The following is a 13,011-nucleotide window of genomic DNA, read 5'->3' as shown; positions in this document are numbered from 1 at the left end:
CATGGACACTCCGGAGCCGTCGCGGCCCGCACCGGCGAACCTCGTCCGTCCGTATACGCTCACAGCGGGGCGTACCAACACCACCGTGGAGCTTCCGGTCGAGGCCCCGATCCAGACATTGCCGTCCGCCCTGGCGCACCATTGGCCGTCGGCGGACATGCGCGGACGGATCTGTCGGCTGTGCGCCGACAGCCCGTCGGTGGCTGAGATCTCGGCGCTGCTGGATCTCCCGCTCGGTGTCGCGCGCGTCCTCGTCGGTGACCTTGTCGCAGCGGGTTATCTTCGGGTACACACCACGTTGACCGAGCGCTCGACACCCGACGAGCGCCGCGATCTGATCGGAAGGACGCTTCGTGGCCTACGAGCCCTCTGAGGGGCGGGCATCCGCCTCGACGAAGATCGTCGTCGCGGGTGGTTTCGGCGCCGGCAAGACGACGTTCGTCGGGGCGGTGTCGGAGATCATGCCGCTGCGCACCGAAGCGATGGTTACCGACGCATCCGTCGCGGTCGACGCGTTGGCGGACACACCGGGCAAGTCGACGACGACGGTGGCGATGGATTTCGGCAGGATCACCCTCGGTCGTGACCTGGTGCTCTACCTGTTCGGCACCCCGGGGCAGCGCCGGTTCTGGTTCATGTGGGACGACCTGGTGCGCGGTGCGATCGGTGCGATAATTTTGGTCGACGTACGCCGCCTGCAGGACAGCTTTGCCGCCGTCGACTTCTTCGAACACCGCAAGATGCCGTTCCTGATCGCTGTCAACGAATTCGACGGAGCGCCAAGATATCCCACTGATGAGGTGCGCCGCGCACTGACCCTGCCGGACGCGACCCCGGTACTGAGCCTCGACGCCAGGGACCGCAAATCGGCCACCGACGCGTTGATCGCGATCAGCGAATACGCGCTGGCGCGCCTGACCCCCGACCATCCCTAGAGGGGCACGTGCCGCACTGGACCGATTCTGAATTCACCGACCGCGACTTTCGCGATGAAGATCTCTCCGGCCTGCAGACCGAGCGGGTGGTTTTCACCGAGTGCGACTTCGGCGGCGCCAACCTATCCGAGTCGGTTCACCTCGGATCAGCGTTTCGCAACTGTCGGTTTCAGCGGACTACGCTGTGGCACAGCACCTTCCGAAACTGCAGTATGCTCGGATCGACCTTCGAGGACTGCCGGCTTCGGCCGATGGTCTGTGACGAGGTCGACTTCACGCTCGCCGTCCTCGGCGGTGCAGACCTGCGCGGCGTGGATCTCTCGGGGTGCCGGCTGCGCGAAACCAGTTTGGTTCAAACCGATTTACGCAAAGCCATCCTGCGCGGAGCCGACCTGACCGGGGCGCGCACCAACGGGTTGCGCCTCGAACAGGCCGATCTGCGTGGCGCGCGCATCGACGCCACGCTGTGGACCACGGCCGCCTGCCGGGGCGCACTCATCGACGTGGCCCAAGGGCTGGCATTCGCCGTCGCGCACGGCCTGGACGTCAGCGGTCAGTGAGCTTCACGGGGCTGCCCGCGGGCGCCCGCGTGTGCATCGCGCCGTCGAGGCCCTCCTCACTGAGCGCCTCGACCGGTAACGGCGCCTGGTCCGGACGGTGACGCATACCCTCGATCAGTAGTGCCACGTGTCGGCGCCACAGATCGGGGTCGATGTCGCCGGCGAATTCGCTGACCGTACGTCATCGACGGTGATCCGACACCTGATGGTGTCCCTGTCACCCTGGGCCAGGATGTTCGGCGAGGCCGACGGATCTGTGGTGGTCCACGCCGGGCTCAACACCGGCTTCTCGCCGGTTACGCGCCTTTCAGCCGAATCTTCCACCGCACCAGGCTCAGATACCCGACGCACAACACTCCGAGCATCGCCATGTCGAACCACCAGGCCGACGCGGTGTGTTCCCAGTGCCGGTCCTTGGGCGTCAACGGTCCCGGCACCAGCTTGATCAGATCGATCGTCGACGCCGATGCGGCGAAACCCCACCGGGCCGGGGTGAACCAGGACAACTGATCGAGCACCACACGCCCCGTCACCGGAATCATGCCGCCGGAGAACACCAGCTGACTCATGACCGCGACCACCAGCAACGGCATGATCTGCTCATTGGACTTGGCCAGTGCGGACAGTGCCAGGCCCACCATGGCCGCCGTGACGGTCGTCGCGGCCATCACCACGAACAGCTCCGCCGTCGGGCTCAGGAACGTCAGAGATCCCTGCGTCGGGCTGCCCTTGCCCGCGATGGTGATCGCGGTGACGATCGAGGATTGCACGATCGCGAAAACCGCATAGATGCAGACTTTCGCGAGCAGGTAGGCCGTCGTCGACAAACCAACGGCCTGTTCGCGACGGAAGATCGGCCGCTCGCCGATCAAGTCGCGAACCGTCAGCGCGGTACCCATGAAGATGGCGCCGACGTTGAGCAGCACCAGGATCTGGCCGGGTTCGTTGGGGGCGTCACCCATCGGATCCGGCACCCCGAATCCGACGGTGCCGGGCACCGACAACGACAGCACGCCCATGATGAACGGCAGCAGAGCCAGGAAGGCGAAGTAACCGCGGTCGGAGATGATCAGCCGCATCTGGCGGCGCGCGATCGTGGAGAACTGGCGGAACAGACTGGTGTGGGTCGGTGCGCCGATGTCCGACGGGGCCTCCAGCGGCGGCGGCGGGGGAGTCGGGCCGGCATGCGCCAGGTAGCGGTGATAGGCGGCGTCGGGATCACCGGCGACGGCGCTGAAGATGTCGGCCCAGTTTGTGGTGCCCATCGCCGGGCCGATCTGGCTGGGCGGTCCGCAGAACGCGGTCTTGCCGCCGGGCGCCAGCAGCAGCACCTGGTCGCACACGTCGAGGTAGGTCAACGAGTGCGTGACCACCAGCACCACGCGGCCGGCGTCGGCAAGCTGGCGCAGCATCGTCATGACCTGGCGGTCCAGGGCCGGGTCGAGGCCCGACGTCGGCTCGTCGAGGATCAGCAGGGACGGTCCGGTCAGCAGCTCCAGGGCCACCGACGCGCGCTTGCGCTGCCCGCCGGACAGCTTGTCCACCCGGGTGTTCGCGTGCTCGGTCATCTCCAGCTCGGCGAGCACCTGGGCCACCACCTGCTGGCGGTCTTCCTTGTTGGTGTCCGGTGGCAGCCGCAGTTCGGCGGCATACAACAGCGCCTGGTTTACCGTCAGCTGACCGTGCACCACATCGTCCTGCGGCACCATACCGATCCGGGAGCGCAGCGAAGCGTAGTCGGCGTGGATGTTGTGACCCTCGAAAGTCACTGTGCCACTTGTCGGATGGGTGTAGCCGGCGATCAGCCGGGCCAGCGTCGACTTGCCCGCACCGGACGGGCCGATCACCGCGGTCAGGGTGCCGGGCCGCGCCGTCAGCGAGATGTTGTCCAGCAGCGTCTTGTTGTGCTCGATCGTCCAGGTCACCGCGCGCACATCCAGGCCGCCGGTGGCGGTGGCGGCCTCGGTCTCGGTGCGCCGGACCAACGTGCCGCCGGCAAAGACCAGGTCGACGTTGCCGATGGTGACGACATCGCCCTCGTCCAGCATCGCGCTGTCGACCCGGCTGCCGTTGACGAACGTGCCGTTGATGCTGCGGTTGTCGACGATCTCCGTCCCACCCGGGGTCGGGATCAGCGTGGCGTGGTGACGCGACGCCAGGACGTCGGGGATGACGATGTCGTTGTCGGTTGCCCGACCGATCTTGATCCCGCCGGGCGGCACCTCGCTGGGCGCACCCGGGCGCAGGATCTTGAGCATCGACGTCGCGATGTTCGACGTGCCCGCCTGCTTGCCGACCGCCGGTCGCAGCTGGGTCGGCGCCGACGCGGGCGGGGGTGCCACCGGCCCCGACGCAGTCGGCGGCCGGGTCGGGTACGTCGGTGGCGGGTGCGAACCACCCGTTGGATACGCCGGCGGCTGGTATGTCGGTTGCGGTTGTGACGGTGACTGCGGCCATGCTCCGCCCGTTGCCGGGCCCCGGGTGGGGGCGGCGGGCCACGACGGCGAGGACAGTGGCGCGGCCAGGCGCACCGAGGAGGTCTGCGGCGGACGTCCCACCGAACCTTGGGCGCGGCCCAGCCCGAAGCCGATCGCGGGCCCGTCCGGATTGCCGACGTTGACCGACAGACCATCGGTGATGTCCACCGAAGGCACCCGGCGGCCGTTGACGAACATGCCGTTGAGCGAACCGTTGTCGACGGCCATCCACCGGCCGTGGTCGTAGCGCAGCACCAGGTGGGCGCGGGAGATCAAAGGGTGGGCGATGCGCACGTCGGCGCGCAGGTCGCGGCCGACCACGACATCGTGCCCTGCGGCGAAGGTGCGCTCCGACCCGTCGTACCGAACTGTCAGCACTGGCGCGGCTGGTCGACTCATCGACGCCAACTCTATCGGTAGCGACGCACTCGGCTCGTCAGGCCGGACCGCCCGTCACCACACAGAGGGTCCGTGAGTAGATCGTCGGCATGCATTTGTTGCAGTGCGTGCATCGCGACTGCACAGAATGTGCGTCGCCGTCGGCCTTAATCCGGTTGAGCAGATCGGGCTCGGCGAGCAGGGCCCGGCCCATCGCCACGAATTCGAAGCCCTGAGCCATCGCCCGGTCCATCGATTCGCGGTTGGTGATGCCGCCGAGCAGGATCAGCGGCATGGTCAGCTCCTTGCGGAACTGCTCGGCGTCGCGCAGCAGATAGGTCTCCCGGTAGGGGTATTCGCGCATGAATTTTTTGCCGGTCATGCGCATGCCCCAATTCAGCGGCCACTTCTGCGCCGCGGCGAACTCCTTGACCGGGGCGTCGCCGCGGAACAGGTACATCGGGTTGAGCAGCGAACTGCCCGCGGTCAGTTCGATGGCGTCCAGCCCGCCGTCGTCCTGCAGCCACTTGGCGGTCTGCAGCGACTCCTCGATGCTGATGCCGCCGCGCACCCCGTCGGCCATATTGAGCTTGGCGGTCACCGCGATCGGGGCGGGACCGAGGCGTTCGACCTCACGGCGCACCGCCGCCACGATGCCTCGGGCCACCTTGGCCCGGTTTTCCAGGGATCCGCCGAACTCGTCGTTGCGCCGGTTCACCAGCGGCGACAGAAACGAGCTGGCCAGATAGTTGTGGCCGAGATGGATTTCGACGGCGTCGAAACCGGAGTCGATGGCGAACCGGGCCGCCGACGCATGGGCGGCGATGACGTCATTGATGTCGTCTCGGCTGGCGTGCTTGGCGAACTTCATCGACAGCGGGTTGAAGAACCGGACCGGGGCCAGTGCCTGTGCCTTGTTCGAGCGTGCGTTCGCGACCGGGCCGGCGTGGCCGATCTGGGCGCTGATCGCCGCGCCCTCGGCGTGCACGGCATCGGCGAGGCGTTGCAGGCCGGGGACGGCCGCGGGGCGCATCCAGATCTGTCCGCCGTTGGTGCGGCCGCCCTGGCTCACCGCGGTGTACGCGACGGTCGTCATGCCGACGCCACCCGCGGCGACGGCCCGGTGGAAGGCGATCAGGTCATCGGAGACGACGTCATCGGGCGTGCGGGCCTCGAACGTCGCCGACTTGATGGTGCGGTTACGCAAGGTGATGGGGCCGAGTTTGGCCGGGCTGAACACATCTGGCGCACTGTTCATTACCGCAGCTGACCACGCGGTACTCCATGCTGTCAACGACAGCTCCCGGTGCGATGGAAGAATGTGCCGCGTGGTCGCTATCACCCTGGACGGCAAGCTCACCCGTGACGAGATTTTCGTCGATCTCAAAGAGCGGGTGGCGGCGCTGACCGCCGCGGGACGCACGCCGGGATTGGGCACCGTGCTGGTCGGCGACGACCCCGGTTCGCACGCCTATGTACGCGGTAAGCACTCCGACTGCGCCAAGGTCGGTATCACGTCGATCCGTCGTGACCTGCCCGCCGACGTCAGCCAGGCGCAACTCGACGAGACGCTCGATGAGCTCAATGCCAACCCGGAGTGCACCGGCTACATCGTGCAGCTGCCGTTGCCGCGCCACCTCGACGAGAACGCCGCGCTGGAACGGGTCGACCCGGCCAAGGACGCCGACGGGCTGCACCCGACGAACCTGGGCCGCCTGGTCCTCGGCGCTGGACATGGCCCAGCCGCGCCCTTACCGTGTACTCCCCGCGGCATCGTGCACCTACTGCGCCGCTACGAGGTACCGATCGCCGGGGCGCACGTGGTGGTGATCGGCCGTGGTGTCACCGTGGGCCGCCCGTTGGGGCTGTTGCTCACCCGCCGCAGTGAAAACGCCACGGTGACGTTGTGCCACACCGGAACTCGTGACCTTCCCGCGCTGACCCGGCAGGCCGACATCATCGTGGCCGCCGTCGGTGTGCCGCACATGCTGACGCCGGACATGGTGCGGCCCGGTGCGGCCGTCGTCGACGTGGGGGTGAGCCGGGTGGACGGCAAGCTCACCGGTGATGTGCATCCTGATGTCTGGGAGGTCGCCGGGCAGGTGTCACCCAACCCCGGCGGGGTGGGTCCGCTGACCCGGGCGTTCTTGCTCACCAACGTCGTCGAACTGGCCGAAGCGGCCCAGTGACCGCCCGGGCGAGGCGCCGGCTGCCGACGCGTGCGGAGGCGGTGGCCTTCACGGGGCGGGTGGTGCGTTCGCAGTGGCCGATCCTGGGCGTCGGGGTGATCTTCGTAGTCGCCTTCATCCTGGTGGCGGCGGGATTCTGGCGCCGCGGTTCGCTGCTGATCGGCATCGCGGTCGGCGTGGCCGCCGCATTGCGCCTCATGCTGACCGAAGAGCGGGCGGGGCTGTTGGTGGTGCGCTCCCGTGGCTTGGACTTCGCGACCATGACGACGGTGTGCGTGGCGATGGTGTACATCGCGTGGACGATCGACCCGCTGGGCACGTCGTAGCCCTCGCCGAGACTGCGGAACATGTACACGTTTCGCGAGTAGGGGCGCGAATAAGTGCCGTCTCGGCGCGCGGTCTGCTACCGCCCTCAGCTCGCCAGTGTCGCCCGGATGCACACCGTGATGTAGGGCAGTGCCAGTCCGGTCGAATTGGCCAGCGCGGGATGGGTGGCCAGCAACTCGCGGACTTCCTCCAGCGTCTGGGTGCGCACCGCAGCCGGTTGGGTGATGCAGTAACTGCGCGATGCCACCAGGTCGATCAACGCTTGCGGCGTCAGGTAACTCGTCCACTCCACGTGGTGGCGGGCCAGGTCGGCGAACGGTTCGGGCAAGGTGACCGAGTTGCTGAACGGATCGACCTCGTGGCCGATGATGCTGCCGAGATCCTTGACCCAGCCCAGGCGCTCATCACGGGTGTTCCACACCAGCCCCAGCCGCCCACCCGGCCGCAGCACCCGGGCCACCTCGGTGACCGCCTGCTGCGGATCGAACCAGTGCCAGGCCTGAGCCACCAGAACCGCGTCGACGCTGTTGTCGGGCAGGGGGATTTGTTCTGCGGTGCCCAGCAGCGCCGGGGTGTCGGGCAGTGCCGAGCTGAGCAGCTCCAGCATCTCGGCCAACGGGTCGACCGCCACCACGTCGAGGCCACGCTCGGCCAGTCGGGTGGTCAGCTTGCCGGTACCGGCACCGAGGTCGAGCACGTCGCGCGCACCGGGGGGCAGCAACCAGTCGATGGCTTCCGGCGGGTACGACGGGCGCCCGCGCTCGTAGGCGGCGGCCTCGGACCCGAAGGACAGTGAACGCATCCGCCGCGACTCGGTCACAGGGTGCGGGCACCTTTGCCGTCGGCCAGTTCCAAGGTTTGGCGGATCAACCCGCCCACGGCCTCGGTTTCCACGAGGAAGCCGTCGTGGCCGTAGATCGACTCGACGACGTCGACGCCCGAACAGTTCGGCAGCAAGCCGGCCAGCTCCTGCTGCAGCCGCAGTGGGTAGAGCCGGTCGGAGGTGATCCCCCCGACGACGGTGGGAACCGGGCACGACCCGAGGGCGGCGGCCACCCCGCCGCGCCCGCGCCCGACATCATGGTTGGACAGCGTCTCGGTCAGTGTCACGTAGCTGCCGGCGTCGAACCGTTCGACCAGCTTGGTGCCCTGGTATTCCAGGTAGCTCTGCACCGCGTAGCGGCCGCCGGCCAGGGTGTCCTCATCATCCTGGGCTCCGTTGCCGAACCGGTTGTCCAGCTCGAGCTCGCCGCGGTAGGTCAGGTGGGCGAACCGGCGCGCCAGCTGCAGCCCGACATCGGGATTGCGGCCGGTGCCGTGGTAGTCGCCGCCCTGCCAGTTCGGGTCGGCCTTGATCGCCGCGATCTGGGTGCTCTGGGTGCCGATCTGGTCGGCCGTGGCTCGGGCGCCGACGGCCAGCACCAGGGCGGCCCGCACCCGCTCGGGGTAAGCGACCATCCACTCCAGGGCGCGCGCGCCGCCCATCGAACCGCCCACCAGTGCGGCGACCTCGGTGATGCCGAGCGCCGCCAGCGCGGCGACATCGGCGTTGACCTGGTCGCGCACCGTGATGATCGGGAAGCGGGACCCCCACGGTTTACCGTCGCGGGCCAGTGAACTGGGCCCGGTGGATCCGCGGCAACCACCCAGCACGTTGGTGGCCACCGCGCACCAGCGATTGGTGTCGATCGGTGCGCCCGGCCCTGCCACGCCGTCCCACCAGCCCGGGGTGGGGTGGCCGGGACCGGCCGGTCCGGTCAGATGAGAGTCACCGGTGAGGGCATGCAGCGCCACCACGACGTTGTCGCGAGCCGGGGAGAGCTCACCCCAGCGCTGCACGGCGATCGAGACGTGGTCGAGCACGTCTCCGCTTTCCAGCGTCAGCGGGCCGATGTCGACGACGCCGATCTCACCCTCGGCCGGCAGGGTCACTATGCGTTCATCGCTGATAGTCATGTCAGGCTCACTCAAAAGGCCGCCACGGCCCGCGGGTCCGAAGACTCGGCCTCCGACACGGACTTGGCGGCCGCGAAGCCGCGCTCCAGGTCGGCCAGGATGTCGTCGATACCCTCGAGCCCGACGGCGAGTCGTACCAGCCCCGGCGTGACACCGGTCGCCAGCTGCTCGTCCGCGGACAACTGCTGGTGAGTGGTCGAGGCCGGGTGGATCACCAGTGATCGCACGTCACCGATGTTGGCGACGTGGCTGTGCAGGGTGAGAGCGTCGACGAACGCCTTGCCCGCCGCGACGCCGCCGGCCAGTTCAAAGGCGAGAACCGCTCCGGTTCCCTTGGGCGCCAACTTCTTTGCCCGCTCATACCACGGCGAGGTCGGCAGACCCGCGTAGTTGACCGACACCACGTCGTCGTGGCCGGAGAGGTATTCGGCCACCTTCTGGGCGTTGGCGACGTGCCGTTCGATCCGCAGGCTCAGGGTTTCCAGGCCCTGGGCGATCAGGAACGCGTTGAAGGGAGACGCCGCCGAGCCCAGGTCGCGGAGCAATTGAACGCGGGCCTTCAGCGCGTACGCCGGCGGGCCGAGTTCGGCGAACACCACGCCGTGATAGCTGGGATCGGGAGTGGTGAAGCCCGGGAACTTTCCGCTGGTCCAGTCGAACTTGCCGCTGTCGACGATCACGCCGGCGATCGCCGAGCCGTGACCGCCGAGGTACTTGGTCGCCGAGTGCACGACGATGTCGGCGCCGTGGGCGATCGGCTGGATCAGGTAGGGAGTGGCGATGGTGTTGTCGACGATCAGCGGCACCCCGTTGTCGTGGGCCACCTTGGCCACAGCCGGGATATCCAGCACATCTATTTGTGGGTTGGAGATCGTCTCGCCGAAGAACGCCTTGGTGTTCGGCTGGACGGCAGCCTGCCAGGACTCCGGGTCGTCGGGATCGGTCACGAACGTGGTCTCGATACCCAGCTTGGGCAGCGTGTAGTGCAGCAGGTTGTAGGTGCCGCCGTACAGCCGCGGGCTCGACACGATGTGATCGCCGGCGCTGGCCAGGTTGAGGATCGCGAACGTCTCCGCGGCCTGGCCGGAGGCCAGGAACAGGGCCGCGACGCCACCCTCCAGCGCCGCAATGCGCTGCTCGACGGTATCGGTGGTCGGATTCATGATCCGGGTGTAGATGTTGCCGGGCTCGGCCAGCCCGAACAGTGCGGCGGCGTGGTCGGTGTTGTCGAAGGTGTACGAGGTGGTCGCGTAGATCGGCAGGGCCCGGGCGTGCGTTGCGACGTCGGGGGTCTGGCCGGCGTGGATCTGTTTGGTCTCGAACGACCAGGTGGCGCTCGGATCGGTCTCTGGTGCGCTCATGGAAAAGGTGCTCCTCAGGAGGAAAGGGTCAGGTCAGCTGGGGTTTGCCCGGTGCAGCTGGGTCAACAGGATGACGCGCGCGCCGTGGCGGTGGGTTCAGTAACAGTGGCTCATACAAGGCCCCAAACGGGTACGCATCAGGTTTCCCTGTCTACTCGGGGGGCCCGTTCAAGCGGACCCGCGCTTGCCGTGCAGCCGGTTGCGGCTGCTCAACCTGGTCTTCACCCGGAGCACCCCACCGCGGTTGGAGGGTTGCCGGCCAGCGAGCCGGGGCTTGACGCTGGCGCTCATGACCGACCCAAAGCGTAGCGCACCTTTGTAAGGGGAGGCCAGCGGGATATCTGGGAGACCCGGGTAGGCACTGTGACGTAGACCTCTGCACGGATCCCGCGACCGCGATCACGTAGCGTCGGATGCGACGCGATACTGATATTCGCCACCGCACCTGACTGACTGACGCCCGGGAGACAACAGCACATGAGCGCCGAGCACCCCACCATCATCTACACGCTCACCGACGAGGCGCCGCTGCTGGCGACGTACGGATTTCTGCCGGTCCTGCGGGCCTTCGTCGAGCCGGCCGGCATCGACGTCAAGACCAGTGACATCTCGGTGGCCGCCCGCATCCTCGCGGAGTTCAGCGACCGGCTGACCGACGAGCAGAAGGTGCCCGACAACCTGGCCGAACTGGGCGAGCTGACCAAGCACCCTGAGGCCAATATCATCAAGCTGCCCAATATCAGCGCCTCGGTGCCGCAGCTGGTCGCCGCCATCAAAGAGCTCAAAGGCAAGGGCTACGACCTGCCGGACTACCCGGACGACCCGAAGACCGACGAGGAAAAAGAGATCAAGGCCCGCTATGCCAAGGTGCTGGGCAGCGCGGTGAATCCGGTTCTCCGCGAAGGCAACTCGGACCGTCGTGCGCCCAATGCGGTCAAGGAATACGCCCGGAAGAATCCGCACAGCATGGGCGAGTGGTCGCAGGCGTCGCGCACTCACGTCGCGACCATGAAGCACGGCGACTTCTATCACGGCGAGAAGTCGCTGACGCTGGACTCCGACCGCAAGGTCCGGATGGAACTCAAGACCAAGAGTGGCCAAACCATCGTGCTCAAGCCCGAGGTGAAGCTCGACAAGGGCGACGTCATCGACAGCATGTTCATGAGCAAGACGGCGCTGTGCGACTTCTTCGAAGAGCAGATCGAGGACGCCTACAAGACCGGTGTGATGTTCTCGCTGCACGTCAAGGCGACCATGATGAAGGTCAGCCATCCCATCGTGTTCGGCTACGCGGTCAAGGTGTTCTACAAGGACGCCTTCGCCAAGCACCAGAAGCTGTTCGACGAGTTGGGCGTCAACGTCAACAACGGCCTGTCCGATCTCTACGACAAGATCGACTCGCTGCCCGCCTCGCAGCACGAGGAGATCATTCGCGACCTGCACGCCTGCCACGAGCACCGGCCCGAGTTGGCCATGGTGGACTCGGCCAAGGGGATCACCAACTTCCATTCCCCGAGCGACGTCATCGTCGACGCCTCGATGCCGGCGATGATCCGGGCCGGCGGCAAGATGTACGGCGCCGACGGGCGTACCAAGGACACCAAGGCGGTCAACCCGGAGTCGACCTTCTCTCGGATGTACCAGGAAGTCATCAACTTCTGTAAGACCAACGGCCAGTTCGATCCGACCACCATGGGCACCGTCCCGAACGTCGGTCTGATGGCGCAGAAGGCCGAGGAGTACGGCAGCCACGACAAGACCTTCGAAATCCCCGAGGACGGGGTCGCCGACATCGTCGACAACGACACCGGCGAGGTGTTGCTGACGCAGAACGTCGAAGAGGGCGACATCTGGCGGATGCCGATCGTCAAGGACGCCCCGATCCGGGACTGGGTCAAGCTGGCCGTCACCCGCGCGCGGCTGTCCGGGATGCCGGTGGTGTTCTGGCTGGATGACGAGCGGCCGCACGAGAATGAGCTGCGCAAGAAGGTGAAGACCTACCTCAAGGATCACGACACCGAGGGCCTGGAGATCACGATCCTGCCGCAGGTGTGGGCGATGCGGTACACCCTCGAGCGGCTGATCCGCGGCCAGGACACCATCTCGGCGACCGGCAACATCCTGCGCGACTACCTCACCGACCTGTTCCCGATCCTGGAGTTGGGCACCAGCGCCAAGATGCTGTCGATCGTGCCGCTGATGGCCGGCGGCGGCATGTACGAGACGGGTGCCGGTGGTTCAGCCCCCAAGCACGTCAGCCAGTTGGTGGAGGAAAACCATCTGCGCTGGGATTCCCTCGGCGAGTTCCTGGCGATCGGGGCCAGCCTCGAGGACCTGGGCAACAAGACCGACAATGCCAAGGCCAAGGTGTTGGCGACGACTTTGGACACCGCGGTCGGAGAATTGTTGGACGCCAACAAGGGTCCGTCGCGCAAGACCGGTGAGCTCGACAACCGGGGCAGTCAGTTCTACCTCGCGCTGTACTGGGCGCAGGCGCTCGCCGAGCAGACCGAGGACAAGGACCTGGCCGAGCATTTCGCGCCGTTGGCCAAGACACTTGCCGAGAACGAGGACGCGATCGTCGCCGAGCTCAACGAAGTTCAGGGCAAGCCGGCCGATATCGGCGGGTACTACTACCCGGACGCCGAGAAGACCGCCGCGGTGATGCGCCCGAGCAAGACCTTCAACTCCGCACTCGCCTGACGGGCGTTCCCCTGCGCGAGCAGCTGTCTGGGGGGCTGCGCCCGGTGGTGGAGGATGAAAATTTGGCCGTGGTGTTCGGCCTGGTGAGGTGCTTGCGTCGCAGACGGGCGGGGTCAACCATGAAG

12 protein-coding genes and 1 riboswitch are annotated in these 13,011 nt (G+C 67.1%); of the genes, 6 read left to right on the top strand and 6 right to left on the bottom strand.

Annotated features, from left to right (window positions below):
• Nucleotide 1: 1 nt before the first annotated feature.
• The 3 genes from ORI27_RS19335 to ORI27_RS19325 are packed head-to-tail and all read left to right on the top strand — an operon-like array spanning nt 2 to nt 1,495.
• Nucleotides 2–373 carry a DUF742 domain-containing protein gene (locus ORI27_RS19335; RefSeq protein ID WP_265998681.1) on the top strand — a complete coding sequence of 124 codons (372 nt, stop codon included), beginning with the start codon at nt 2–4 and terminating at the stop codon, nt 371–373.
• Nucleotides 354–935, top strand: a complete 582-nt coding sequence (locus ORI27_RS19330; RefSeq protein WP_265998682.1) for a GTP-binding protein — start codon at nt 354–356, stop codon at nt 933–935. Before ORI27_RS19335 ends, ORI27_RS19330 begins: the two co-directional genes overlap by 20 nt.
• An 8-nt stretch (nt 936–943) precedes the next feature.
• Nucleotides 944–1,495, top strand: coding sequence for a pentapeptide repeat-containing protein (locus ORI27_RS19325; RefSeq protein ID WP_265998683.1), 552 nt, complete (start codon nt 944–946; stop codon nt 1,493–1,495).
• Between the two features lie 114 nt (nt 1,496–1,609).
• On the opposite strand, the gene ORI27_RS19315 is transcribed toward ORI27_RS19325, so the two are convergent.
• Genes ORI27_RS19315 through ORI27_RS19305 form a run of 3 tightly spaced genes read right to left on the bottom strand, consistent with a single transcriptional unit; the run spans nt 1,610 to nt 5,608 of the window.
• Complete coding sequence (locus ORI27_RS19315) at nt 1,610–1,777, bottom strand: MmpS family transport accessory protein (protein ID WP_410174323.1); 168 nt, start codon at nt 1,775–1,777, stop codon at nt 1,610–1,612.
• A 14-nt stretch (nt 1,778–1,791) separates the two neighbouring features.
• Nucleotides 1,792–4,371: an ATP-binding cassette domain-containing protein gene (locus ORI27_RS19310; RefSeq protein ID WP_265998684.1), complete on the bottom strand. Its 2,580-nt coding sequence runs from the start codon at nt 4,369–4,371 to the stop codon at nt 1,792–1,794.
• A gap of 37 nt (nt 4,372–4,408) precedes the next feature.
• Nucleotides 4,409–5,608: an NADH:flavin oxidoreductase gene (locus tag ORI27_RS19305; protein ID WP_265998685.1), complete on the bottom strand. Its 1,200-nt coding sequence runs from the start codon at nt 5,606–5,608 to the stop codon at nt 4,409–4,411.
• Between the two features lie 70 nt (nt 5,609–5,678).
• Here ORI27_RS19305 and ORI27_RS19300 point away from each other — a divergent pair, with 70 nt between their 5' ends.
• Nucleotides 5,679–6,539: a bifunctional methylenetetrahydrofolate dehydrogenase/methenyltetrahydrofolate cyclohydrolase gene (locus ORI27_RS19300; protein ID WP_265998686.1), complete on the top strand. Its 861-nt coding sequence runs from the start codon at nt 5,679–5,681 to the stop codon at nt 6,537–6,539.
• A 41-nt stretch (nt 6,540–6,580) separates the two neighbouring features.
• The gene (locus ORI27_RS19295) at nt 6,581–6,865 is read left to right on the top strand and encodes a DUF3017 domain-containing protein (RefSeq protein WP_323055631.1); all 285 of its coding nucleotides are present in this window, start codon (nt 6,581–6,583) and stop codon (nt 6,863–6,865) included.
• 86 nt (nt 6,866–6,951) lie between these two features.
• On the opposite strand, the gene ORI27_RS19290 is transcribed toward ORI27_RS19295, so the two are convergent.
• Genes ORI27_RS19290 through ORI27_RS19280 form a run of 3 tightly spaced genes read right to left on the bottom strand, consistent with a single transcriptional unit; the run spans nt 6,952 to nt 10,183 of the window.
• Nucleotides 6,952–7,686 carry a class I SAM-dependent methyltransferase gene (locus tag ORI27_RS19290; protein ID WP_265998688.1) on the bottom strand — a complete coding sequence of 245 codons (735 nt, stop codon included), beginning with the start codon at nt 7,684–7,686 and terminating at the stop codon, nt 6,952–6,954.
• Nucleotides 7,683–8,822, bottom strand: coding sequence for a homoserine O-acetyltransferase MetX (gene metX / locus ORI27_RS19285; RefSeq protein WP_265998690.1), 1,140 nt, complete (start codon nt 8,820–8,822; stop codon nt 7,683–7,685). The genes ORI27_RS19290 and metX overlap by 4 nt, the downstream gene beginning before the upstream one ends.
• A gap of 11 nt (nt 8,823–8,833) precedes the next feature.
• Nucleotides 8,834–10,183, bottom strand: a complete 1,350-nt coding sequence (locus ORI27_RS19280) for a bifunctional o-acetylhomoserine/o-acetylserine sulfhydrylase (protein ID WP_265998691.1) — start codon at nt 10,181–10,183, stop codon at nt 8,834–8,836.
• A 175-nt stretch (nt 10,184–10,358) separates the two neighbouring features.
• Nucleotides 10,359–10,478, bottom strand: a riboswitch (SAM riboswitch).
• 182 nt (nt 10,479–10,660) lie between these two features.
• Between ORI27_RS19280 and ORI27_RS19275 the strand changes: the two genes are divergently transcribed.
• The gene (locus ORI27_RS19275; protein ID WP_265998693.1) at nt 10,661–12,886 is read left to right on the top strand and encodes an NADP-dependent isocitrate dehydrogenase; all 2,226 of its coding nucleotides are present in this window, start codon (nt 10,661–10,663) and stop codon (nt 12,884–12,886) included.
• Nucleotides 12,887–13,011: the final 125 nt, after the last annotated feature.

The organism is Mycobacterium pinniadriaticum (assembly GCF_026242045.1).
Lineage (GTDB): Bacteria > Actinomycetota > Actinomycetes > Mycobacteriales > Mycobacteriaceae > Mycobacterium > Mycobacterium pinniadriaticum.
This window is presented reverse-complemented; position numbering and strand designations above follow the sequence as displayed.